The sequence below is a fragment of the Aeromonas sp. 95A genome (assembly GCF_051919235.1).
GTDB classification, from domain to species: domain Bacteria; phylum Pseudomonadota; class Gammaproteobacteria; order Enterobacterales; family Aeromonadaceae; genus Aeromonas; species Aeromonas veronii.
Map to the genome: position 1 here is coordinate 3,371,068 of NZ_JBQBFC010000001.1, position 22,100 is coordinate 3,393,167.

A 22,100-nucleotide genomic window follows, 5' to 3' on the forward strand; every position below is an offset into this window, starting at 1 on the left:
AGTGGTCATCCCCTGCCGGATGCAAGGGATTGGCGGCTATGGCGGCAGGGGGCGGCTCTGGGGTAGTTTGGGGGCCTTGCGCAAGCCGTCGAGCAGGTGGCGAAGGGTGAGCCAGGGGTGGCGCAGCAACATGCGCGGGCCGCTCCACTTCATCACCTGCTGGATCTGTTTGCGCATCGCCGGGGCGTAGCAGTGGATGTTGCAATTGGCGCAGGTGGGTTTGTGGCCGTGGCCATAACGGCAGCGACGAAGGCGCTGATGGGCGAAATCCCGCAACTGGCGACAGTGGCGGCAATGGGGATCCTGATGATGGTGCTGGCAGTAGAGGCGGATCATGGCGCTGACCGTCTGCTGCTCGCGCATGAGTCTGGGATGGTCACTCGCCTTTTTGCTGGCTGCGGCGTGTGAGCCCCGGGCTGGGCTGGCATGATGACTTTTCATGGCCGCCATTCTCCTGACCTGCTCGCTTTGGGTGTTGATACAGGTCAAAAGGGGGGATAAAAACAGGGCCCGCAGGCCCTGTGTCATCAGATGAGGCTGGTTGCCTGCTCCAGCCAGGCGAGATCCTCGCCTTCGAGCAGCGGGCTCAGGCGGCGGAACACCTCGACATGGTATTCGTTGATCCAGCGGAATTCGGCCGGGCTCAGCAGGCTGCGGTCGATCAGGCGGGTATCGAAAGGCACGTAGGTCAGGCGCTCGAAGCCCAGCATGGGCAGCTCGCCAACCTGTTCCAGCTCGGTCACCACTACCAGGTTTTCGCAACGGATGCCGAAGCCATCTTCACGGTAGTAGCCCGGCTCGTTGGAGAGCACCATGCCCGGTTGCAGGGCAACCATGCTCCCTTTCGGCGCGATGCGCTGGGGGCCTTCGTGGACACTCAGGAAGTGGCCGACGCCGTGACCGGTGCCATGGTCATAGTTGTAACCGGCCTGCCACAGCGGCATGCGGGCCAGCACGTCGAGCTGGATACCGGCGGTGCCACGGGGGAAGCGGGCCTGATCCAGCGCGATATGGCCCTGCAGTACCCGGGTAAACATCGCTTTCTGCTCGTCGCTCACCTCACCCACCTTGATGGTGCGGGTGATGTCGGTGGTGCCATCCATATACTGGGCGCCGGAGTCCAGCAGATAAAGGCTGTCCTGACCAAACGCACGGGGGGTGCCGTTGGTGTGATGGTAGTGGCACATGGCGGCGTTGGGGCCGAGCGCGGAGATGGTATCGAAGCTCGGCTCGACGTAGTGCTCCTGCTCGCGGCGGAACGCTTCCACCTGATCGGCCAGGGTGCCTTCATCCACCCCTTCGAACTCGCCGGAGGCGACTAGCCGATCCAGCCAGGAGAGGAAGCGGGTCATGGCCACGCCATCGCGCAGATGAGCGGCACGCATGCCGGTCAGCTCGATCTCGTTCTTGCACGCTTTCGGCAGCATGGTCGGGTCTTGCCCTGCCACCAGAATGGCGCCCGCCTCTTCCATGACGAGCTGGGTCCAGGCGTTGGCGCTGTCCGGATCGGCCAGCACCTTCTGCTGATCTTCACCGATGCGTTGCAGCACGTCGCCCAGCTTGTCGATGGGGTAGACGGAGACATCCTGCCCCACGTGCTGGGTAAAGGCGAAGCAGTCAATTTTGTCGGTATCGACGAAGAAATCCATGCTGGTGTTGGCGTAGAGCACCGCAAAGCCCAGCACCACCGGCAGCCGGTCGATATCGCGGCCGCGCAGGTTGAGCAGCCAGTTGATGGGCTCGGCCTGGGTCAGCAGCACGGCATCCAGCCCGCGCTTGCGCAGGTCGGCCGCCAGCTGTTCACGTTTGGACTGGCTGGACTGGCCTGCCAGCTCCTCGCTGTAGAGGATGACCGGGCTCTTGGTCGGCTCCGGGCGCACGCTCCAGTTCAGGTCGATGGGGTTCTGCTCGACACGGATCAGCTCGATACCGCGATCGGCCAGCACGGCCTTGGCGTTCTTGTACCAGGTCAGGCTGTGCAGGCGGGCATCAAAGCCAACCCGGGAGCCTGACGGCAGCTGCTCGGCCAGCCACTGCACATGAGGATTTTCAATGAGGTGGAGGAATTCGAACAGTTCGGCGGGGGTTTGCATCCGCGCCTGCACCGTATAGCGACCATCGACAAAGAGGGCTGCCCGTTGGGCCATGATGATGGCGACGCCGGCAGAGCCGTTGAAACCGGTGATCCAGTCAAGCCGCTCGGCATAGGCGGGGATGTACTCGCCGAGGTGCTCATCATCGTGGGGGACGATAAATGCGTCCAACTCCTGCATGGCCAGCTCGGCCCTGACTTGGGCGACGCGGGTTTCAATTATCTCGAAATTATTCATGTCGTTAGTGCCAGATGGTTGCTATATGAGTGTTCAGTTTTTATGGCCGCTGGCCAGGATCCGCTTGATCGACTGACCTGCTGCTTCGATATGCTGCCTGAGCAGCACCACCGCCTCGTGCTTGCGCCGGGCGCGGCACAGTTCCAGCAATTGGGCGTGTTCACGCTCCGCCTTGTCCACCCCGTCGCTGGCAAACAGCAGCTCGAAGCGGACATAGCGGTCACAGCTCAGATTGATCTGGGCGATCAGTTCAAGTGCCTGGGGGCGACCGGCTGCCTGATAGAGGGTGGCGTGAAAGCTGTGGTTCAACTCGGCCCAATGTTCGATCTGGGTGCCTGACTCCAAGGCGTGATCAAACTGGGCGAGGATCGCCTCCGCTTGCGCGAAGGTGGCTTCCGTCATCTTGTCGACGGCGTGAAACAGGGTATCGGCTTCCAGCAGCGCTCGCAAATAAAAGAGCTCTTCAATGGCCGAGGCGTCCAGCATGGTGACCACGGCGCCGCGATGGGCTTCGAACTTCACCAGCCCCTGCGCTTCCAGCTGCATCAGGGCTTCGCGCACCGGAATGCGGCTCACGGCCAGCTCTTTGGCGATGGCATCCTGACGCAAGGGGGCGCCAGCGGGGAACTCCCCACGGAGGATCCGGCCACGGAGGTTTTCCATCACCATCTGGGTTCGGGTCTTGTAGGGTGGGGTCATGGTCGGGTCACGATTGGGCGTTACAGAATTGTATATTGTATAAAGTTTGGCTGAATCTAACCTGTCACAACAGGCAAAGGCAAGGTTTTGGCCCCTTTATCGGGAGCGATGGCGGCGTTCGGGGCTCCACAAAAACAAAAACGCCGGTCAGCGTGGCTGACCGGCATGATGTCACTGATACGAAGCGAGCCTGTTACAGCTGCGGGCCTGCCGCAACCAGACGTTTGCCTTCATCGTTATCGGTGAAGCGCTCGAAGTTCTTGATGAAACGGCCTGCCAGATCGACGGCCTTGGCATCCCACTCGGCCTTGTCGGCGTAAGTGTCGCGCGGGTCGAGGATCGCCGGGTTCACATCGTGCAGCGCGGTCGGGATCTCCAGATTGAAGATCGGCAGCACCTTGGTCTCGGCCTTCTCGATGGAGCCATCCAGGATGGCGTCGATGATGGCGCGGGTATCCTTGATGGAGATGCGCTTGCCGGTGCCGTTCCAGCCGGTGTTGACCAGATAGGCCTCTGCACCTGCCGCTTCCATCCGTTTCACCAGCTCCTGACCGTACTTGGTCGGGTGCAGGGAGAGGAAGGCTGCGCCGAAGCAGGAGGAGAAGGTCGGAGTCGGCTCGGTGATGCCGCGCTCGGTACCGGCCAGTTTGGCGGTGAAGCCAGACAGGAAGTGGTATTTGGTCTGCTCCTTGGTCAGTTTGGAGACCGGGGGCAGCACGCCGAAGGCGTCGGCAGTCAGGAAGATCACCTTGGTGGCGTGACCTGCCTTGGAGACCGGCTTGACGATGTTGTCGATGTGATAGATGGGGTAGGAGACACGGGTGTTCTCGGTCTTGGAGCCATCATCGAAGTCGATGGTGCCATCGGCAGCAACGGTCACGTTCTCCAGCAGCGCATCGCGACGGATGGCGTGGTAGATGTCCGGCTCAGCCTCTTCGGAGAGCTTGATGGTCTTGGCGTAGCAGCCCCCTTCGAAGTTGAACACGCCGTGGTCATCCCAGCCGTGCTCGTCATCGCCGATCAGCTGACGCTTGGGATCGGTGGAGAGGGTGGTCTTGCCGGTGCCGGAGAGGCCGAAGAAGATGGCTACGTCGCCGTCCTGACCCACGTTGGCGGAGCAGTGCATGGAGGCAATGCCGCGCAGGGGCAGGAAGTAGTTCATCATGGAGAACATGCCCTTCTTCATCTCGCCACCGTACCAGGTGCCACCGATGAGCTGCATCTTCTCGGTCATGTTGAAGGCAACGAAGTTCTCGGAGTTGAGACCCTGCTCCTTCCAGTTCGGGTTGGTGCACTTGGCACCGTTCATCACCACGAAGTCAGGCTTGAAGGTTTTCAGCTCTTCATCGCTCGGGCGGATGAACATGTTTTTCACGAAGTGTGCCTGCCAGGCCACCTCGGTGATGATGCGCACGGCCAAGCGGGTATCCGGGTTGGCACCGCAGAAACCGTCGACCACAAACAGGCGCTTGCCGGAGAGCTGTTTGGTGACCAGCCCTTTCAGATGTGACCACACTTCCGGGGTAATGGCTTTGTTATCGTTTTTACCCTGGTCAGACCACCACACAGTATCCTGGGTAGTGGCATCTTTGACGATATATTTATCTTTCGGGGAGCGACCGGTGAAGATACCGGTGTTTACGTTGACGGCGCCCAGCTCGGTCACCACACCGCGCTCGAACCCTTCCAGGTCAGGGCGTGTCTCTTCCGCGAAAAGCTGCTCGTAAGAGGGGTTGCGAACGATTTCTTGGCTGTTTTTGATGCCGTACTGGTCCAGTCCTAATTGTTGGGCCAGGGTGGGTTCTGCCACGATTGTCATTGTATTCTCCTGGGTTCAGAGGTTGGTAGGGTTCTATCTGACGGTCATCCTATCACTTAGGTGGTAGAGTTTAGCGATCGCCATCAAACTTTATAAAATAGGGTATTTTTTTGTTATTAAAGTTAAAGGCGGGTTTTGCCCGCCTTTAATTAGTGTAACTGGTTTGCATCATTGCCGGGAGCCCTGCTGAACAGGGTTTCGACATCGATCCCATTAAATTGGTACTGGGCGCCGCAATAATCACAGTGCATGTCGATCTTGCCGAGCTCCTGCACCATCTCCATGACCTCTTCCTTTTCTATCTGCAACAGGGCTCCTTCGCAGCGCTCGCGGGAGCAGGTGCAGCGGAACTCGACCGCCTGCGGATCGAACACCCGTACCTTGTCCTGATGGTAGAGACGGTAGAGGATCTCTTCTGCCTGCAGGCCGAACAGCTCTTCATCCTTGATGGTGCTGGTGAGCTGGGTCAGGTGATCGAAATCGTTGCTGTGATCCTCGCTCTGGGCGGGCAGCTCCTGCAGCATGATGCCGGCAGCGCGCGGCGCACCTTCGTGGTAGCCGGTACGGATCCACAGCTTGGTGGCCAGCTGTTCGGAGCGGGCGAAGTAGTGCTCCAGGCAGCCTGCCAGGGTGTCGGCGTCCAGCGCTATGATGCCCTGATAGCGCTCGCCCTGCTCCGGGGTGATGGTGATGATCAGCTGGCCGTTGCCAATCAGGCTCTGCAGCTTGCCATCGCTCGGCAGTTCGCCTTCATAGCGGGCCACGCCGCGCAACTGCTGGTTGTTGTCACCGTTGATCACGGCCAGACGCACCGGGCCATCACCCTGCAGCTGCACCGTGATGGAGCCTTCAAACTTGAGGGTGGCGGTCAGCAGGCTGGTGGCGACCAGCAGCTCGCCCAGCAGTTTTTGCACCTGCACCGGGTAGTTCTGGGCTTCCACTACGTGGCGGTAGGTGTGATCCAGCTGGACCAGCTCGCCACGCACTTCGTACTCTTCAAACAGATAGCGATACAGCAGATCTTGGTTGCTCATCATGTATTCCTGGCTTTTCGGTGAGGTAAATCGGGCGGGCTGGGGTTGATGCCAGCCCGGTATCAAATCGGGGTCGGTCAGTACTGTTTGACCTTGAGCAACTGGCGTCGCTCCTGCTTGTCGGGGCGGCGCTCGGGGCTGGGGGCAAACTGGCTATTGAAGCGGCGCGCCTCGCTGTTCTCGGCCCGTTTTTTCAGGCTCTCGGCGGTCTCTTCATAGAGCTGCTGGGCCAGCGGGGCCGATTTGCGCTGCTCGCTCAAGGCCAGCACCCGCACTTCGCGTTCGTCCTGCCCCTGCCAGAAGCGGATCAGTGCACCCACTTCCACCTGTTTGCCCGGTTTGCTGCGCTGACCATTGTAGTGCACCTTGCCCCCGTCTATCTGATCCCGCGCAATGGAGCGGGTCTTGTAGAAACGGGCCGCCCACAACCACTTGTCGAGACGAACCTCGAGGGCACTTTCTGCATGATTGGGCATGAACAGGCTCCATAACGGGGAAAGAGGTGGTCGATTATACCAGAGCACGGGGTCGGGATAGAAACCGGGCAGCCGCCGCGCGGGGCGCAAACCATGTCAAGGTGATGCAACATATGGGCAGTTTGCTGATTCACAAGGGAAAGCCGCTGCTTTATCGGGTATTCATGGGGGCTGAGAAGGGCCTTCATACCGCGCATATAACACTGCCGCCCCGGTTGGGGGCGGCAGCGTTCACATCCATCGACCATGTCAGAGTCAGAAGTGATCGTGCTGATCCGGCTTCTTCTGGTCGTGGGGGCCTTCGCTGTGGGCGATGGCGGTACGGATGAGGTCAACCCCGGCGCGGATAATCAGCACCCCCATGTTGACCAGCTTGACGCAGACCCACATGAAGGTGATGAGCAGGATCAGCTTGAGCACGGTCTGGAACGCTTCCAGGAAGTTCTGCTCCAGCTGGGCGGTGAGGCCGTTGGCGCTGGTCATCAGCCAGGTGTAGACCTCGCGCACGAACGGGATGCGGCTTGGCATCTCCAGTACATCCAGTGCGGCAGGGAGCGCCTGGAAGATGACGATGCTGCCGAACAGGATCAAAATGACACCGATGGCGATGCCGAGGAAAAAGCCGAACTGTCTCATGGAGGGCTCCAGCATTTGCTGCATGAAATTGAAGATAGCCGCCAATAGTAGGGAGTGCCCTGCTTCATCGCAATCTTCCGTGCACCGCCAGCGCGGCGGGAACGGCGGCGATCCGGCCGCTACCGTTGCCCAACTATCTGATTTCTGGGAGGCTTGTCGCCATTGTGCATAGGGAAAGCAAATTGATGTCGAGAACCCTCTTTTTACTCTTGCTGGCGCTGTTTGCCGGTCTGCCAGCCCTGAGTGCCGAACCGGCGGCTCCCTCGGCGGCGGCCTGTGCCATCCGTCATCAGGATCAACTGCTGCTGGTGCAGGATCGCATCTCCTCCCGCTACAGCCTGAGCGGCGGCTACATAGATGGCGACGAGCGCCCCGAGCAGGCGGCACTGCGCGAACTCTATGAAGAGACCGGCTTGCGGGGGGAGGTGGTGCAGGAGCTGGGTCGCTGGCAGCGGGCGCTTATCTTCGCCTGCCGCACGCTGGAGCCTATCGTCGCCCAGCAAGATTCCGATTTTGTCTCGCTGCTGCAGGCCCCCAATCTTGGGGGAGAGATCCTTAACGCCCGGCTGATCGCCATCGACCTGCTTCCCCGCGAGCAGCGCCGCTTCCCGGATCAGCTCGACTGGCTGCAATCCCGACTGGATAAGGTGCCCGAGAGCGAGGTGCGCTGGCAGGCCGATTTCGTGGCGCAGGGCAATGCGCAGCATCAGGTCGAGATCCCGCTGATGCAGCGGCTGCAGCAGTGGCTGGGGCCCGATGTCTGGTGGCTGTCGGTCAGCAATCTGTTTGGTTCAGGCGGCTTTCAGCTTGCCCTGATACCTTTGCTGCTCCCGCTGCTGGGGTGGCCGCGGCTGCGCCAGCTGCTGTTCGCCATGCTCTGGCTCGGCTTGCTGGTGCAGGCAAGCAAGGAGGGGATCGGCTTGCCGCGCCCCTTCCATCTGCAACCGCTGCTGGCAACCCAGAGCGCGCAAGGCTTTGGCATGCCGAGCGGCCATACCGCTTCGGCCCTGCTGTTCTGGGGGGCGCTGCTTGGCTGGCTCTGGCCTGCCCGGCGCGGGCTGGCTTATTCGCTGGCCTTGCTGCTGGCGCTGACCACAGGTCTGGCGCGGGTCTGGCTCGGGGTGCACTTTATCTCCGATGTGGCGGTTGGCCTGCTGATTGGTGCCTTGCTGCTGGCGGTTCGCCCATACTGGCGGCTGGATCAGCGCGCTTCTGTCTGGGGCTTGCTGATCGCTGCGTCACTGGTTTGCGCGGGTCTGAGCCAGTCGGCCCATCTGGCCGGGATCGGGCTGGCGGCCCTCGGGCTCTGGGTTGGCGGTTTGCTTACCCTGACCCGCGGCGGTTATCCCCCCATTGTGACTGGCGCGGTCACCCTGGTGGGGGGCGCGGTGATAGGGGCGGGGCTCTGGGCGCTGCCGCTGCTGACCAGCAGTTCGCTGGCCATACTGCTTGGTCAGTTTGTGCTCTTTTTCGGGCTGGGGCTCTGGTTGAGCGCTGGCCTCTGGTGGATACTCTCTTTCTTGAAATGCGACACACGACCCAAGGGCAACGGCTCTGACAAGGGAACTCTATGAATGTGAAAAAAGTGGATTTGGCCAAGATAACCTTGGGGGTGCTGTTTCTCAGCATCCTGATTATCTCCTGTTTCTTGGTGTTGCAGCCCTTCCTGCCTGCGCTGGTGTGGGCCACCATGATCACCATCGCCACCTGGCCGCTGATGTTGATGGTGCAGCGCCTGTTGTGGGGCAAGCGCACCCTGGCGGCCCTCTTTATGACGCTGGTGCTGCTGCTGATGTTCGTTATCCCGCTCTTTATGACGCTGGCCAATGTGGCGGAGAAGGCGCCCATGCTGATCGAGCTGGGTACCCATATCAGCCAGTCACCGCCGCCGGAGCTGCTCTGGTTGCAACAGATCCCGCTGGTGGGCGACAAGCTCTATGACTTCTGGCAGCAAATTCTGGCGAGCGGTGGTCAGGTGCTGTTTGCCAAGCTGGCCCCCTATTTCGGTCAGACCGCCCGCTGGCTGGCCTCTCAGGCCGGTAATCTGGGGCTGTTGTTTGTCCACTTCCTGCTGACGGTCGGTATCTGCGGGGTGCTCTATCACTCGGGGGAAGTGGTGGCGACCGGCATTCGCCGCTTCGCCCACCGGCTGGCGGGTCAGCGTGGTGACAACGCCACTGTGCTGGCTTCACAGGCGATCCGTGCCGTAGCCATGGGGGTGGTGGTGACCGCACTGGTGCAATCTTCGGTGGCCGGTGTCGGCCTGCTGATTGCCGGTATCCCTTACGCCATGGTGCTGGTGGTGGTTATGTTCCTGTTGATCGTCGCCCAGATCGGTCCCTTCCCGGTGCTGCTGGCCTGTATTGGCTACCTCTACTGGAGCGGTGACACCACCTGGGGCACCTTCCTGCTGGTGTGGTCACTGATTGCGGGCACCATGGACAACTTCCTGCGCCCCTTCCTGATCAAGCGTGGTGCCGACCTGCCGCTCATCCTCATTCTGGTGGGGGTAATCGGTGGCTTGCTGACCATGGGGATCATCGGTCTCTTTATCGGCCCGGTAGTGCTGGCTGTGGGCTACACCCTGCTGGATGCCTGGATCAAGGAAGATGACCAACCGGTGACTGCTGCGGTTGAACCGCCCAAAGCCCAATAACGATTCAGTAAAAAGACGATTTGGTAACAAGACGATTCAGCCATCCATCGCTGATGCCAAGATCCGCCCGGTGTGAACTGGGCGGCTCTTTTGTTTGTGGTGATCGTGGCTTATGGCGATCGAGTCAGATTGGTTGATCCTCGCCAACCTCCATATCCCACATATGACCGTCTCATGTAGGTTCGATTAGCGAAGCGTAATCGGACGATCGAGATACCGCTGTCCAGGTGTTTCCGTGAATCAGCGGCATCTGGCAGAGGAGAAATATGGATGGCCGTTATCGCGGGGGAATTAATTTACGCGAACGTCCGATTACCCCTGACGGCTAATCGAACCTACGGGCCTAACACCCGTAGTACACAGTATTTTCGTTAAAACGAAGCCGCAAGAGCAATGCAGTTAATGTATTTGGCGTATTATATTATCTCACCGATACGGAATCATTCGCTGAACCATTTTCCTTGGCGCATTAGCGACTGTTCTCTCCCACATGTTATGCGAACCATATTCGAAATTGCACCATTAGCGACATCATGATCCTTTTGGGTCAAAAAGTCTTCTACGTAGAGTTTTGAACCGTGGAGAATCACATCTAAGTATCGCCGGAGTTCCACCTCATCAAGCGCCGTTGCTCTAAGCTGAAAAGGCTCATGCAGTGCAGCTTGAAGGAAAGCCGCACGCTCTATGTCTTTTTCTATAACCTCGAAGTCAGGGCGGCTCAAGGGGATTGTAACCACGAAGTCAGCGAAACCACTTGTTATTGAAATGTTCAGTGAATATACCCCATCACAAAATGAGGCCTGCATACGTAGAGCGTCAAATTTTATTTCTTTCATTCACTACTCGAGTGCAGAATAGATGTTCGTTAGTAAGATAGCAGTGATTATATGGAAGGCGATACTATCTGTTAATAGAGCCTTCCGTACAAATTTGAATTACTAGGGTGGTTGTCACAAAAAACTTTTAAAGTCAGGGGGGGACCTGCATCTGGATCTGAGCTCACTAGCTCAGCTTCATTTTCTTGAACAAGTCAGGAGTATGAGTTCGGTGAAAAATATTTAGCTCAGTTTGCCAAGATAAAAGGCTTCGGCAGGTCAGGGGCTTGTAGTTAACAAAAATTGACGTGGATAAATAACCCGGGGCGTGGCAACGCCCCGGGTTATCTGTCGGTAGGGGAGGGTCAGGCGGGCTGGTGTAGGGTGATGCAGCGAATTCCACCACTGGCGACGACTTTGTCGTCAAATTCGGAGGCGAACTCGACCAAGAGCAAAGCGGGGTTGCCACCCTCTGAGGCAGGTCACTGAATCGGGCAAGCAAGAGTGGTTAAATGGTCGGCTCACATCTTGCCGGATATTGCTGTGACCATGCCATCTGACCTTCAGCCGCTGCTCGCTTGGCCCGACTATCTGCAGGCATCCTGGCTGCGCTGCGCCCACCAGACCAGTGCCACCCTCTGGCATCCGCCCCACAGCGCCAAGGGGCAGACCTTGCAGAGCCTGCGCCAGCGCAAGCGTGACCTGCTCACCACCGGCGAGATGGCCCTCGAAGACCTCTACGAATTTATGGAGGGGCGCCCCTGCGCCCTGCTGCTCACCGACGAGAGCGGCTGCCTGCTGGCCCAGACCGGCCACCCCGACACCCTGCGCGAGCTGGCGGCGCTGGGGTTTGGCCCCGGCGCCTTTTTCAGCGAGGGGCGCATCGGCACCAATGCCATCAATCTGGCAGCGCTGGAGGGCGTGCCGCTCTGCGTCAGTGGCCCCCAGCACTTCAATCAGACCCTGCACCCGTGGCACAGCTGCGCTAGCCCGGTTTACAACAGCAATGGCCGTCAGGTCGCCATCATCGCTCTGATCTGCAAGGTGGAGGATGCTAGCGCCGGCGATCTGGCGCTCACCGTCAGCGCCGGGCGCGAGTTGGCCCATCTGCTGCAGATGGAGACCCTGATGCAGGAGTCCCAGCACCATCTGAGCGAGCTTTACGCCCTGCTCGACGGCATGGATGACGGTGTGCTGGCCTGGGACCCGCAGGGTCGGCTGCGCTACCTCAACGCGCTGGCGGCCCACCGGCTGCGGCTCGATCCGGCGCTCTGTCTCGGTCAGCCGCTGGAGCAGCACCTGCTGTTGCCCCAGCGGTTGCAGTTGGCCATCAAGGGGCAGACGCCACTGAGTCATGTGGAGGTGACGCTGGAGCGGCTCGGTGCGCAGGAGGGGGAGTTTATCAATGCGCTGGTGAGCCTCAAGCCGCTGCCGGGGCCGGAGGGGGTCAGCTTTATCGCCCTGCTGCACCCGGTCGATCGGCTGCGGGCCATTCATCAGCTGCGCCAGACGGTGCCCGAGCTGTCGGCGCTGGTGGGCGAATCTAGCGCCATGCGCAAGCTGCTGCGCTACGCCCGGCAGGCGGCCCAGAGTCAGGGGCCGATCCTGCTGCGCGGCGAGGAGGAGGTAGGCAAGGCCCAGCTGGCGGAGGCGATCCACTTCGGCAGCGAACGGGCCGCCGGGCCGCTTATTACCCTCAACTGCAAGGCGCTGCCGAGCGAGCGGATGGCGCTGGAGCTGATGGGCTCCGACGAGGCGGGGCAGGAGCGGGCGGGCAAGTTCGAGCTGGCCCACGGCGGCACGCTAGTGCTGGAGCAGGTGGAGTGCCTCTCTGCCCCCATGCAGGCGGCGCTGCTGCAACTGCTCAAGACCGGTCGCATCCAGCGCTTCGATTCGGCCCGTATCCTGCCGCTCAAGGTGAGGATCATCGCCACTAGCAGCGCCCCGCTGGAGCAATTGGTGCAGGAGGGGCTGTTTGGCCGCCAGCTGCTCTATGCCTTGCAGGTGTGCGAGCTGTGGCTGCCGGGATTGCGGGAGCGCGCGGCGGATCTGCCGGGCCTGATCAGCCAGCAGTTGGCGGCGCAGGGACGCGAGCCGGTGCGCCAGTTCAGCCCGGCGGCCCTCGACTGTCTGCTCGCCTATCCCTGGCCCGGCAATCTGGGGGAGCTGCGCAGCGCCGTCGAGCATGCCCTGCTTCATGCCGGTCAGGGGCCGATCCCGCCGGAGGCGCTGCCCGCCGCCATTCGTCACGGCTATCAGCGGGTGGCGGACGAGGTGGTAGGGCAACCGCTGCTCACGCTGGCGGAGCTGGAGCGGCAAGCCATCTTGCGCTGCGCTCACGCCTGCAAGGGGCAGGTGAGTCAGATGGCCCAGCATCTTGGCATCAGCCGCACCACCCTGTGGCGACGACTCAAGCTGCTCGAGATCGATCCCGCCGACTATCACGGCTGACGGCGAGTTGAGCCATCGCGAACCGGCCCGCAGAAAATGAAACGGCCCCGCAGATGCGGGGCCGTGTTATATGGCAAGGTCAGTGATGGCACGGTTACAGCCCCAGCTGGTGGGCGGTGACGATGGCCGCCAGCACATCCTCGGCAGTGACCTTGAACGGCATATTGTGGATGGTCTCGCCCTCGGCAGTGGAGGCTTTGGCCACCTCCATCAGGCGCGCCATATCCAGCTCCTTGACCCCCATCATATGCAGGTTGGTCGGCAGGCCCACCGAGCGGCAGAAACCCAGCACAGTCTCGATCTCCGCCATCGGGGCGTTCTCCAGCACCAGCTGCACCAGGGTGCCGAACGCCACCTTTTCACCGTGGTAGAGGTGATGACACTCGGCCAGCTGGGTCAGGCCGTTGTGGATGGCGTGGGCGGCGGCCAGTCCGCTGCTCTCGAAGCCGATACCGCTCAGATAGGTGTTGGCCTCGATGATGTTCTCCACCGCCTTGGTGCAGAGCCCCTGCTCCACCGCCAGCTTGGCCTTGTAGCCATCGGCCAGCAGGGTCTTGTAGCAGAGCTCGGCAATGGCCTGCGCCGCTAGCGTGGAGGCGCCACCGGCCATGGTCTGGCAACCGGAAACCTTGTTGGCGCGCGCCTCGAAGTAGGTGGAGAGCGCATCCCCCATGCCGGAGACCAAGAGCCGCACCGGGGCGCGGGAGACCACGCCGGTATCCATGATGACCATGTTGGGGTTGGTCGGGATCATCAGGTATTCGCTGAACTGCCCTTCCGGGGTGTAGATGACCGCCAGCGCGCTGGTGGGGGCATCGGTGGAGGCGATGGTGGGCACTATGACCACCGGCACCTTCTGGTAGAAGGCGACCGACTTGGCGGTATCCAGCGTCTTGCCGCCGCCGATGCCGATGATGACGTCAAACGGGGTCTGGTTGCAGCGAGCCAGCAGGCGGTCGATCTCGGGGCGGGAACACTCGCCGTTGAAGCAGTCGAACTCCGGCTTGATCCCCGCGCCGTGGAAGCTGGTGGCCACGGTATCACCGACCAGCTTGGTGACGAAGGCGTCAGCCAGGATCAGCGGCTTGCTACCGAGCGCTTTGACGTAGTTGCCGATATTGGCGAGGGCCCCGTTGCCTTGTACGTATTTGCTGGGGCTGATGATAATGCGGTCCATATTCTATCCCTCTCTCTTTATGAATTAAGAATCGGGGCGAAGGGGCGGCAGTGCCGGGGACGCCTTCGTCTTGAACGAAGCTGCACAGGCTCAGCGAGCGAGTGCAGTCCCTTGAAACAGTGGCGTCAGTCGCCAAAGCGCTCGGCGGCCAGCTGCTGGAAGCAGGCCAGTGCGGCGCTGGCATCCTCCCCGCGTGCCAGCAGGGTGAGCTGGTCGCCCTGACGCACGTTGAGCATGGCGAGCCGGGTCAGGCTGCGGGGATTGGCCTCTTTATCCTCCTTTTGCAGCTTGAGTTCGGCGGCAAAGGGCTTGAGGGCGGCCACCAGTCGGGCAGCGGGGCGCACATGCAGGCCGTGGGGGTTATCCACCACCACCTCGCAGCGCAGCCAGCCGTCGTCGACAACGGGGGCTGTCTCGGTGGCGGCCTGCGCCGCGCTGGCTGGCAGCATTGCCTGTTTCGGGCCCAGCGCGCCGAGCGCCTCGGCGGCGACCTCATCCAGCGTCAGGCCGGAACCGGCCGCTACCACGGCGGCCAGAGTACCTTCGACCAGCGGGGCCGGGCAGAGTCGCACCCGGGCGCTCAGCTCCGGGGGCAGCAGTTCGAGGGCGGTCTCGGCGCTGAGCAGAGCGCTGCCCAAATCCATCAGCACCAGCACGCCACTGCCGTCATCCGCCTCTTCAATCGCACTCATCACCGCGATGGCATCGGTGCCGATGGGGTGGTCGGGGTCATCGACCCCGGCCGCCAGCAGCAATCGGGCCGGGCTGCCGAGCTGGTCGGCCAGCGCTTTCAAGCCGGCCGCCAGCTGGGCGCTGTGAGAGACAACTACGATTCCGATCATGTCACAACCTCGCTCTGTCACGCAGGGCGGTCAGCAGTAGCAGGGTCGAGGTAGCCCCGGCATCCTGATGGCCGATGCTGCGCTCGCCAAGATAGCTGGCGCGCCCCTTGCGGGCCTGCATCTGGATGGTGGCCTCGGTACCGGCCGCGGCGGCCGCTACTGCCTTGTCCAGCGCTTCGTTGAGGGGCAACTCTTGTTGCTGCGCCTGTTGCAGGGCGGCCAGTGCCGGCCACCAGGCATCGCACATGGTCTTGTCACCCGGCTCGGCGCGGCCGCGAGAAACAATGCCCTCGACCCCGTCACTCAGCATTTTGCACAGCTGACTGAGGCTCAGGCTCTGGCAGGCATCGCTGCTGGCTGCGGCCCGTATAAAGAAGGTGCCGTAGAGGGGGCCGCTGGCACCGCCGACCGAGGAGAGCAATGTCATGCCGGTGGTTTTCAGCACCTGACCGATATCCTTGTCCGCCACTGCGGGCAGTTTCTCGGCCACCTTGGCGAAGCCGCGCTGCATATTGAGGCCGTGGTCACCGTCGCCGATGTCGGTATCCAGCGCGGTGAGGTAGTCACGCTGCTCGGTAAAGATGTGTTCGCAGTCGAGCAGCCAGTTGACGATGTGATGCTTGCTTAACATGGGTTCTCCTTAGCAGCCGCGACGCAGGGCGGGGGTGTGAACGGGGGCATCCCACAGGGTCATCAGCTCGTCATCCACCTTGAGCAGGGTGATGGAGATACCGGTCATGTCGAGGGAGGTGCAGTAGGGGCCGATCAGGTTGCGCACCAGATGGATGCCCGCCTCTTCGCACAAGGTGGCGAGGCGACCATAGACGCCATAGAGCTCGGAGATGGGGGTGCCACCGAGGCTGTTGACCAGCGCGATAACCCGATCACCCTTGTTGAGTGGTTCGATAAAGGTGTGCTCCTCCTGCCAGCTGCCGCTGGTGCGATCCCAGTGGCGCAGGGTGCGGCCATAGGGGGTGTTGTCCGCCAGCTCGCTGAACATGTCGTCCACCAGAGTATTGAGGTCGGTGAAGGGGCGGCGCTCGATGCCCGGCTCTCCGTGGATACCGACGCCGAACTCCAGCTCGTTGTCCGCCAGGGTGAAGGAGGGCTTGCCTGCGGCAGGCACGGTGCAGGCATGCATGGCCACGCCTATGGTGCGGCTCTGGTTGTTGATGCGGCGGGCCAGCGCCTCGCAGCGGGCAAGGTCATAGCCCGCCTCGGCAGCGGCACCGACCAGCTTCTCGCACAGCACGGTCGTGGCAACGCCACGGCGACCGGCGGTGTAGAGGCTGTCTTTGACCGCCACGTCGTCATCGATCAGGGCGAAGCCCACTTTTACACCATCGCCGTGCAGCAGCTCGACCGCGGTCTCGAAGTTGAGTACGTCGCCGGTGTAGTTCTTTACCAGAAAGAGCACGCCTGCGCCGCCATCAACGGCCTGACCGCACTCGTACATCTGATCCGGGGTCGGGGAGGTAAAGATCTCGCCGGGGCAAGCGCCATCCAGCATCCCTTTGCCCACCAGACCACCGTGCATCGGCTCGTGGCCGCTGCCACCGCCGGAGACCAGCGCCACCTTGCCCATCACGGGGGAGTCGGCGCGGGTGATGTAGTGGGGTTCGATACGTACCTTGAGCTCGGGGTGGGCGGCTGCCATCCCCATCAGTTGTTCACGGACCACAGCATCGACGGCATTGATCAGTTTCTTCATGGCTCACTCCTTGGCTTGCCACCGCTCGGGTGGGCAAATGGTTGATGGAGCCAGTCTAACGACAGAAAAAGGGATAAAAATGACGGCTGATTTGGTTCGGATTTGAAACAGCAGAAGGGGATTCGGTGTTTCAATCTGAAACGGCGCAGGGCAAGCGGGCGGGAAACTGTTAGCTGACTCACAGCCATGAAAAAGGGCCCCGCAGGGCCCTTCGCTATAACCGGAATATGCGGACGGGTTAGATGGCCCAGCCACCGGCGTAGAAGACCACCAGTGCCAGGGCGATGATGACGGTGCCGACGTTCAGCTTCTTCCACTCGGCAGCGAAGATGCGGCCAACGACCAGCGCCACGAAGCCCAGCATGATGCCGGTCACGATGTTGCAGGTGAGCACGATAAAGACGGCGCACAGCATGCCGGAGAGGGCATCGACCGAGTCGCTGAAGTCCAGCTTGGTAACGTTGCCCAGCATCAGCAGACCGACATACATCAGCGCCGGTGCGGTGGCGTAAGCCGGTACCAGATAGCTCAGCGGGGAGAGGAAGATCATCAGCAGGAACAGCACGCCGACCAGCGCGGCGGTCAGGCCGGTCTTGCCACCGGCGGCGGTGCCTGCGGCGGATTCGATGTAGACGGCAGCCGGAGCACCGCCAACAGCGCCTGCCACCATGCTGCTGACGGAGTCGGCAGTCAGGGCCTTGCCGCCGCTGATGATGTGGCCACGCTCGTTGATGAGGCCAGCCTGACCGGCCACGGCACGGATGGTACCGGTGGCGTCAAACACGGCGGTCATCACCAGTGCCAGTACGGTCGGAATGACTACCGGATTGAGGGCGCCCAGCAGATCCATGCTGCCTACCAGCGAGCCCTTCTCACCAGTCAGGCTCGGCATGGCGAAGAAGCCCTGCCAGGTCACTTTCGGGTCGAAGATAAGGCCGAGGATGGAGATGGCGATGATCACCATCAGGATGCCGCCCGGCACCTTGCGACGCTCCAGACCGAAGATGGCGGCCAGACCCAGCACCGTCATGATCACCGGGAAGGCGGTCACTTCACCGAGCTGTACCGGCAGACCGGCCCCTTCGTTCTTGATCACCATGCCAACGCCGTTGGTGGCAATCAGCAGCAGGAACAGGCCGATACCGATGCCGGTGCCGTGAGCGATGCCGGAGGGGAGGTTATCCAGGATCCACTGGCGCACGCCAGTGACGCTGATCAGGGTAAACAGCACACCCATCAGGAAGATGGCACCCAGCGCGACCGGAATGCTCAGTCCCTGACCCAGCACCAGACTGAAGGCGGTAAAGGCGGTGAGGGAGATGGCGCAACCGATAGCCATCGGCAGCTTGGCCCACAGGCCCATCAGCAGGGAGCCGAAGGCAGCGATCAAACAGGTGGCCACAAACACCGGGCCCTGCTCAAAGCCGGCAGCACCCAGCATGTTCGGCACCACTATGATGCTGTAGACCATCGCCAGGAAGGTGGTCAGCCCCGCGACCAGCTCCTGACGCACGCTGCTGCCGCGCGCAGAAATGGAAAAATAAGAGTCCAGAAAGCCGCCAGTCCCTGTTTGGGCGGCCATATCTTGCTTTGCCATAACTAATCCTGAAAGTGTGAAGGAAATCGTTTGCGTTGGTGGCGCGCAAAATAGCAAGAATTCGCGGCAAATACAGCGGATAACCTGACTTTTTCGTCACTATTTTACATTTTGAGTCCATTCGGAGCTCATTCTAAGACTCAAGCGGTGAGAGCGTGTAAGGGAGGGATCACGCGGTCTGTGGAGGGGAGATCAGTGAGGAAAAAAGCGGGGAACAACAAAAAACCCACCGAAGCGGGTTTTTTTAAATTCTTGCAGAGCTGTCAGCGGTTGGCATGAGCCATCAGCAGTATGCTCCGGCTTGAATTACAGACCAACTACGTTGGCAGCAGCCGGGCCTTTCTGGCCTTGCTCGATGGTGAACTCAACGCGCTGACCTTCGTCCAGGGTTTTGAAGCTGGTGGACTGGATAGCGGAGAAGTGTACGAACACGTCTTTGCTGCCGTCAGCCGGGGAGATGAAACCAAAACCTTTCTCAGCGTTGAAGAACTTAACGGTACCAGTCATTTTGTTAGACATAATAATTTCCTTAAATAGTGTTGAATGCCACCTAAATGGCAATTTTTGATTTTTCGTCAGCAATACGTATGGGGAGCACTAAAGAAGGAGAATTATTTGATAAGAATTATCCGAGGATAACGCTTATGCTAATCACTGCTTTACTAAAATGACTGCCTAACATAATCAGGTCTGAACTGCCGAACCATCGAGAAAGATTAAAACACGCTCTCATTTTTAAAGCAAACTTTATCTCGATATTAATGTTTTGTAACAGCCAAAAATATCATTTTTTATAGTAAACATGATGCATTTCAACGGCATAGAAAAATCAGTGCAGACTCATATCACCCTGTGGCAAGTCAGATTCGGCTTTTTTGTCCTGACTATGTAGCCAGTTCTGGCAAAAAATATGAGAAAAAATGAAAAGCTGGCGATAGACCGGGGATTGTCAGTTGGCGTTCTCTCTAACTCACAATGTAAATCACTTCTTTGCTGCTGCGATTAGCTTCTGAGCGGCAAATCAATGGCGGCGCCAAATCTGGCTCATCGAGCATCGCCCAGACATGCAAACGCCCGCTGGCACCAAGTGCCAGCGGGCGTTTTGCAAGAAGGGATCAGCGCTTGCTGCGAAACTTGTTGCTGACCGAATCAATCCAGCTGAAGGTTTCCGGCAGTACCTGATTCTTGGCGCGCTCTTTGGCTTTCTCGCGAGCCAGCTTGGAGGCAGCCTTGGCTGCTTCGGCGCGGTCCGCCACAATTTTCAGGCGACCCTCTTCGCGGATCTTGTTCCGCTCTCCGTTGGTCAGCTGGTGGTCTGCATTGGCTTGTGCCTTTTGCAATAACAAGGCTATCTCGGCTTTTTCGGCCTCGGTCAGATCTTTCATTTCCAGCTTTTTCACGGCGCGCTCCTGCGGCAGGGTGGTTAGACACCCTAACACAGTTGTGCCGATCACTTCTTATGCAATCGGCTTTCCGGCCTTAAAAATGCGGGTTTGTGCCAACTTTCCGTTATTTCGCGGCCACTTTCCAGCCTGTTTGCCACATTTCAGTTTATGGCGAGCGGCGAGGGTAGCTCTTGTTCCTCCGGCTCGACGTGGATCAGTACGATGGCGTGGGGCAGTTGCTCCATGATGGCGTGTTCGATGCGATCACAGATATCGTGGGCTTCACCGATGCTCATCTCCGGGGGCAGGGTGAGGTGGAAGTCGATATGGCGGCGGCGACCGGCACGACGGCTGCGCAGATCGTGAAAACCGCTGGCGGCAGGGCAGCATTCGGTGATGATGCGGCTGGTCATCGCCAGCTCTTCCGGGCTCATACTCTGGTCGATCAGCGGCTGGAAGGCCTCGTTGAGCATGCTGATCGCCTCTCTGACAATAAAGATGGCGACCGCAATGGCCACCAGCGGGTCGAGGATGGCGAGTGAATGGCCGAACAGACCGGCCAGCCAGATCCCGCCAAGACCGACGGCGACACCGGCTGAAGTGAGCACATCCGCCTTGAGATGAAGCGCATCGGCAGCCAGCGCGACCGACTCCTCCTCTTGGGCCACCTTGTAGAGGTAGGCCGAGACACCGCTGTTGACCAGCGCCGAGATCACCATCACCAGCACGCCCCAGCCAATGCTTTCAATCGGGCTGGGGGTGATCAGCTTGTCGACGGCTTCGAAGATGATCCAGCCCGCGGCCAGCAAGATAAGCAGTGCTTCGATGACGCCGGAGACATTTTCAATCTTGTCGTGACCATAGGGGTGCCGTTCATCGGGCGGGAGGTCGGACTTTTTCACCGCGAACAGAGCGATCAGGGCCGCCACCAGATCCATGGCGGAGTGGATCGCCTCCGAGATGATACTGACCGAGCCGCTGGCGAACCCGGCCACCATTTTCATGATGATCAGACTGATATTGGAGCAGACCGACACCATGGCGGCTCTGGTTTTTCTGTTCATGTCACAGCTTCCTGAATAAAAACGGATATTTCGGTGCGGCGCGCATTATATCCGGCTGACCGGAAATAACCTATTCGGTGTTGTAACCTGATGTTTTCGATGATATTGCGAAAGCTTATTAAAATGGTGACATCTTGCGCGGCAATAAATAATGAGAGGGATTTATATTTATCCGTGAAAATATCTAGGTAACGAGGGCTTAATATAAGCGTGACAACATTTAATAATGCGAATTACTCTTTTTTGGTCTTTCCTGTCGAGGTTGTTTGGCCTCCCCGCTCAGGAGGCGGAGCACAGTATTTTTTGGACGAGAATGAGGCTGGATCCGGATGCCGCTGGAGGGTATGCTGGGTCTGGTGATGGTCTTGCACCATCCCACCAAGCGTACTGAAGTTGATGATTCGGATGGCATGCTGGCTCCCTCTGGGAACCAACTGTCTGGGTAACATTTTTGGAGTTTGATGATGAGTAACAAAGAACATCACAACGGCAAAGATGCCAAGAAAAAACCGCAGATGTCACTGAAAGAGAAACGCGAAGCCAAACGTCAGAAAGCAGAACTGAAAAACGGCAGCGCAATGAAGTAACGCTCCCTGACTGTTGTTCCTTCGGAGCCAGTACAAAGCCAGCCTTTACCGGCTGGCTTTTATGTTTGTGGCTCACGGTGTGGCGCCGTAAGCCGCGAAAATCTGGTGATAACGACCATCCTGACGCATCGCCTCAAGGCGCTTATCAAACAGATTTCGGGCATCGGCCGTTCGGAAGGCAAAGTGATAGACGGTGGGCGGGAAGAGGTCTGCTTGCCTGACCTGATTGCGCTCGTAGTGCTCGCCTGGCTGGGCGGTGGCGATCAGCTGGTCGAGGTAGTGGTAGAACACCCGCTCCTCCAGTACGACTGCATCCACCCTGCCGCGCATCAGCTGATGTACCTGCACCTGCTGCTTGGCTACCTCCTCATAGTGGGGATTCTGGTTGGCCATGGTGGCGAACGCGCCCCCCAGAATGATCCTTGCCCGTTGAAAGGCGGTGACCCGTTTTGAATGCAGGTCGTCCAGAGTACTGATGTGGGTGCTGCGCAGGGTGAAGATCCGGTTATGGAAGGTGATAACGGGCTGGGTCAGAACGTGAGGATCAACCATACCGGGTCTGACGTTGATGATGGCATCCAGCTTTCCTGACTCGAACAGGCGGAAGGTGCGCTCCAGTGGCAGAAATTCAAAGCTGGGCTCATAGTCGCTGCCAGCGAACGCCTCTTTCAGCAGATCCAGCTCAATGCCGCGATTCTCGCCTTCGATGACATAAGGGGGGATGGCAAAGCTGACCCCGACCTTGAGTGGCGTTGCCAGCAACTGGCCGGAGAGCATGCTGGTCAGCATTAGCAATAAAGGGGTGAGCAGTTTCATTGCAC

At 59.9% G+C, this 22,100-nt stretch carries 21 protein-coding genes; 4 read left to right on the plus strand and 17 right to left on the minus strand.

Features of this window, described 5'->3' with window-relative positions:
* Positions 1 to 36 precede the first annotated feature (36 nt).
* The 7 genes from ACTG2U_RS15360 to ACTG2U_RS15390 form a co-directional block, all read right to left on the minus strand.
* Complete coding sequence (locus ACTG2U_RS15360; protein WP_005356534.1) at positions 37 to 441, minus strand: nitrous oxide-stimulated promoter family protein; 405 nt, start codon at positions 439 to 441, stop codon at positions 37 to 39.
* A gap of 86 nt (positions 442 to 527) precedes the next feature.
* A complete protein-coding gene (locus ACTG2U_RS15365) occupies positions 528 to 2,330 on the minus strand; it encodes an aminopeptidase P family protein (protein WP_439974706.1) in 1,803 nt (600 codons plus the stop codon).
* Positions 2,331 to 2,363: 33 nt separating this feature from the next.
* On the minus strand, positions 2,364 to 3,029 hold the full coding sequence (locus ACTG2U_RS15370; RefSeq protein WP_005340138.1) for a GntR family transcriptional regulator: 666 nt from the start codon (positions 3,027 to 3,029) through the stop codon (positions 2,364 to 2,366).
* Positions 3,030 to 3,222: 193 nt separating this feature from the next.
* Positions 3,223 to 4,848, minus strand: coding sequence for a phosphoenolpyruvate carboxykinase (ATP) (gene pckA / locus ACTG2U_RS15375; protein ID WP_005340139.1), 1,626 nt, complete (start codon positions 4,846 to 4,848; stop codon positions 3,223 to 3,225).
* 149 nt (positions 4,849 to 4,997) lie between these two features.
* A complete protein-coding gene (gene hslO / locus ACTG2U_RS15380) occupies positions 4,998 to 5,882 on the minus strand; it encodes an Hsp33 family molecular chaperone HslO (RefSeq protein WP_005340140.1) in 885 nt (294 codons plus the stop codon).
* A 77-nt stretch (positions 5,883 to 5,959) separates the two neighbouring features.
* On the minus strand, positions 5,960 to 6,358 hold the full coding sequence (gene hslR / locus ACTG2U_RS15385) for a ribosome-associated heat shock protein Hsp15 (RefSeq protein WP_005340141.1): 399 nt from the start codon (positions 6,356 to 6,358) through the stop codon (positions 5,960 to 5,962).
* A 255-nt stretch (positions 6,359 to 6,613) separates the two neighbouring features.
* Positions 6,614 to 6,994: a hypothetical protein gene (locus tag ACTG2U_RS15390; protein WP_005340143.1), complete on the minus strand. Its 381-nt coding sequence runs from the start codon at positions 6,992 to 6,994 to the stop codon at positions 6,614 to 6,616.
* Positions 6,995 to 7,179: 185 nt separating this feature from the next.
* Between ACTG2U_RS15390 and ACTG2U_RS15395 the strand changes: the two genes are divergently transcribed.
* Entirely contained in the window at positions 7,180 to 8,568 is a 1,389-nt protein-coding gene (locus ACTG2U_RS15395) for a bifunctional NUDIX hydrolase/phosphatase PAP2 family protein (protein ID WP_439974707.1), read from the plus strand.
* On the plus strand, positions 8,565 to 9,650 hold the full coding sequence (ydiK, locus tag ACTG2U_RS15400) for an AI-2E family transporter YdiK (RefSeq protein ID WP_439974708.1): 1,086 nt from the start codon (positions 8,565 to 8,567) through the stop codon (positions 9,648 to 9,650). Before ACTG2U_RS15395 ends, ydiK begins: the two co-directional genes overlap by 4 nt.
* Positions 9,651 to 10,090: 440 nt before the next feature.
* Here the strand turns inward: ydiK and ACTG2U_RS15405 are convergent, their stop codons facing one another.
* Positions 10,091 to 10,486, minus strand: coding sequence for a hypothetical protein (locus ACTG2U_RS15405; protein WP_236296844.1), 396 nt, complete (start codon positions 10,484 to 10,486; stop codon positions 10,091 to 10,093).
* 528 nt (positions 10,487 to 11,014) lie between these two features.
* Here ACTG2U_RS15405 and dhaR point away from each other — a divergent pair.
* The gene (gene dhaR / locus ACTG2U_RS15410; protein ID WP_439974709.1) at positions 11,015 to 12,916 is read left to right on the plus strand and encodes a dihydroxyacetone kinase operon transcriptional regulator DhaR; all 1,902 of its coding nucleotides are present in this window, start codon (positions 11,015 to 11,017) and stop codon (positions 12,914 to 12,916) included.
* 94 nt (positions 12,917 to 13,010) lie between these two features.
* Here the strand turns inward: dhaR and ACTG2U_RS15415 are convergent, their stop codons facing one another.
* The 8 genes from ACTG2U_RS15415 to ACTG2U_RS15450 form a co-directional block, all read right to left on the minus strand.
* Positions 13,011 to 14,093, minus strand: coding sequence for a glycerol dehydrogenase (locus ACTG2U_RS15415; RefSeq protein ID WP_076362809.1), 1,083 nt, complete (start codon positions 14,091 to 14,093; stop codon positions 13,011 to 13,013).
* 125 nt (positions 14,094 to 14,218) lie between these two features.
* Entirely contained in the window at positions 14,219 to 14,935 is a 717-nt protein-coding gene (dhaM, locus tag ACTG2U_RS15420; protein ID WP_182963163.1) for a dihydroxyacetone kinase phosphoryl donor subunit DhaM, read from the minus strand.
* A gap of 1 nt (position 14,936) precedes the next feature.
* Entirely contained in the window at positions 14,937 to 15,566 is a 630-nt protein-coding gene (dhaL, locus tag ACTG2U_RS15425; RefSeq protein ID WP_021231630.1) for a dihydroxyacetone kinase subunit DhaL, read from the minus strand.
* 9 nt (positions 15,567 to 15,575) lie between these two features.
* Positions 15,576 to 16,646 carry a dihydroxyacetone kinase subunit DhaK gene (gene dhaK / locus ACTG2U_RS15430; protein WP_005340163.1) on the minus strand — a complete coding sequence of 357 codons (1,071 nt, stop codon included), beginning with the start codon at positions 16,644 to 16,646 and terminating at the stop codon, positions 15,576 to 15,578.
* A gap of 238 nt (positions 16,647 to 16,884) precedes the next feature.
* Positions 16,885 to 18,243 carry an NCS2 family permease gene (locus ACTG2U_RS15435; protein ID WP_005355011.1) on the minus strand — a complete coding sequence of 453 codons (1,359 nt, stop codon included), beginning with the start codon at positions 18,241 to 18,243 and terminating at the stop codon, positions 16,885 to 16,887.
* Positions 18,244 to 18,549: 306 nt separating this feature from the next.
* Positions 18,550 to 18,762 (minus strand): transcription antiterminator/RNA stability regulator CspE, encoded by a 213-nt coding sequence (cspE, locus tag ACTG2U_RS15440; protein ID WP_005316548.1) that lies wholly within the window; start codon positions 18,760 to 18,762, stop codon positions 18,550 to 18,552.
* A gap of 596 nt (positions 18,763 to 19,358) precedes the next feature.
* Positions 19,359 to 19,643 carry a DUF3811 domain-containing protein gene (yjbD, locus tag ACTG2U_RS15445; RefSeq protein WP_005340165.1) on the minus strand — a complete coding sequence of 95 codons (285 nt, stop codon included), beginning with the start codon at positions 19,641 to 19,643 and terminating at the stop codon, positions 19,359 to 19,361.
* A gap of 146 nt (positions 19,644 to 19,789) precedes the next feature.
* Positions 19,790 to 20,692, minus strand: coding sequence for a cation diffusion facilitator family transporter (locus tag ACTG2U_RS15450; RefSeq protein ID WP_439974710.1), 903 nt, complete (start codon positions 20,690 to 20,692; stop codon positions 19,790 to 19,792).
* 461 nt (positions 20,693 to 21,153) lie between these two features.
* Between ACTG2U_RS15450 and ACTG2U_RS15455 the strand changes: the two genes are divergently transcribed.
* Positions 21,154 to 21,279, plus strand: coding sequence for a hypothetical protein (locus ACTG2U_RS15455; RefSeq protein WP_019445191.1), 126 nt, complete (start codon positions 21,154 to 21,156; stop codon positions 21,277 to 21,279).
* A gap of 72 nt (positions 21,280 to 21,351) precedes the next feature.
* On the opposite strand, the gene ACTG2U_RS15460 is transcribed toward ACTG2U_RS15455, so the two are convergent.
* On the minus strand, positions 21,352 to 22,095 hold the full coding sequence (locus ACTG2U_RS15460; protein ID WP_439975126.1) for a substrate-binding periplasmic protein: 744 nt from the start codon (positions 22,093 to 22,095) through the stop codon (positions 21,352 to 21,354).
* Positions 22,096 to 22,100: the final 5 nt, after the last annotated feature.

Bases quoted from the DNA above. Each gene is read 5' to 3' on its own strand.
- ACTG2U_RS15360 (WP_005356534.1), bottom strand. From the start codon at position 441: ATGAAAAGTCATCATGCCAGCCCAGCCCGGGGCTCACACGCCGCAGCC.
- ACTG2U_RS15365 (WP_439974706.1), bottom strand. From the start codon at position 2,330: ATGAATAATTTCGAGATAATTGAAACCCGCGTCGCCCAAGTCAGGGCC.
- ACTG2U_RS15370 (WP_005340138.1), bottom strand. From the start codon at position 3,029: ATGACCCCACCCTACAAGACCCGAACCCAGATGGTGATGGAAAACCTC.
- pckA (WP_005340139.1), bottom strand. From the start codon at position 4,848: ATGACAATCGTGGCAGAACCCACCCTGGCCCAACAATTAGGACTGGAC.
- hslO (WP_005340140.1), bottom strand. From the start codon at position 5,882: ATGAGCAACCAAGATCTGCTGTATCGCTATCTGTTTGAAGAGTACGAA.
- hslR (WP_005340141.1), bottom strand. From the start codon at position 6,358: ATGCCCAATCATGCAGAAAGTGCCCTCGAGGTTCGTCTCGACAAGTGG.
- ACTG2U_RS15390 (WP_005340143.1), bottom strand. From the start codon at position 6,994: ATGAGACAGTTCGGCTTTTTCCTCGGCATCGCCATCGGTGTCATTTTG.
- ACTG2U_RS15395 (WP_439974707.1), top strand. From the start codon at position 7,180: ATGTCGAGAACCCTCTTTTTACTCTTGCTGGCGCTGTTTGCCGGTCTG.
- ydiK (WP_439974708.1), top strand. From the start codon at position 8,565: ATGAATGTGAAAAAAGTGGATTTGGCCAAGATAACCTTGGGGGTGCTG.
- ACTG2U_RS15405 (WP_236296844.1), bottom strand. From the start codon at position 10,486: ATGAAAGAAATAAAATTTGACGCTCTACGTATGCAGGCCTCATTTTGT.
- dhaR (WP_439974709.1), top strand. From the start codon at position 11,015: ATGCCATCTGACCTTCAGCCGCTGCTCGCTTGGCCCGACTATCTGCAG.
- ACTG2U_RS15415 (WP_076362809.1), bottom strand. From the start codon at position 14,093: ATGGACCGCATTATCATCAGCCCCAGCAAATACGTACAAGGCAACGGG.
- dhaM (WP_182963163.1), bottom strand. From the start codon at position 14,935: ATGATCGGAATCGTAGTTGTCTCTCACAGCGCCCAGCTGGCGGCCGGC.
- dhaL (WP_021231630.1), bottom strand. From the start codon at position 15,566: ATGTTAAGCAAGCATCACATCGTCAACTGGCTGCTCGACTGCGAACAC.
- dhaK (WP_005340163.1), bottom strand. From the start codon at position 16,646: ATGAAGAAACTGATCAATGCCGTCGATGCTGTGGTCCGTGAACAACTG.
- ACTG2U_RS15435 (WP_005355011.1), bottom strand. From the start codon at position 18,243: ATGGCAAAGCAAGATATGGCCGCCCAAACAGGGACTGGCGGCTTTCTG.
- cspE (WP_005316548.1), bottom strand. From the start codon at position 18,762: ATGTCTAACAAAATGACTGGTACCGTTAAGTTCTTCAACGCTGAGAAA.
- ACTG2U_RS15450 (WP_439974710.1), bottom strand. From the start codon at position 20,692: ATGAACAGAAAAACCAGAGCCGCCATGGTGTCGGTCTGCTCCAATATC.
- ACTG2U_RS15455 (WP_019445191.1), top strand. From the start codon at position 21,154: ATGATGAGTAACAAAGAACATCACAACGGCAAAGATGCCAAGAAAAAA.
- ACTG2U_RS15460 (WP_439975126.1), bottom strand. From the start codon at position 22,095: ATGAAACTGCTCACCCCTTTATTGCTAATGCTGACCAGCATGCTCTCC.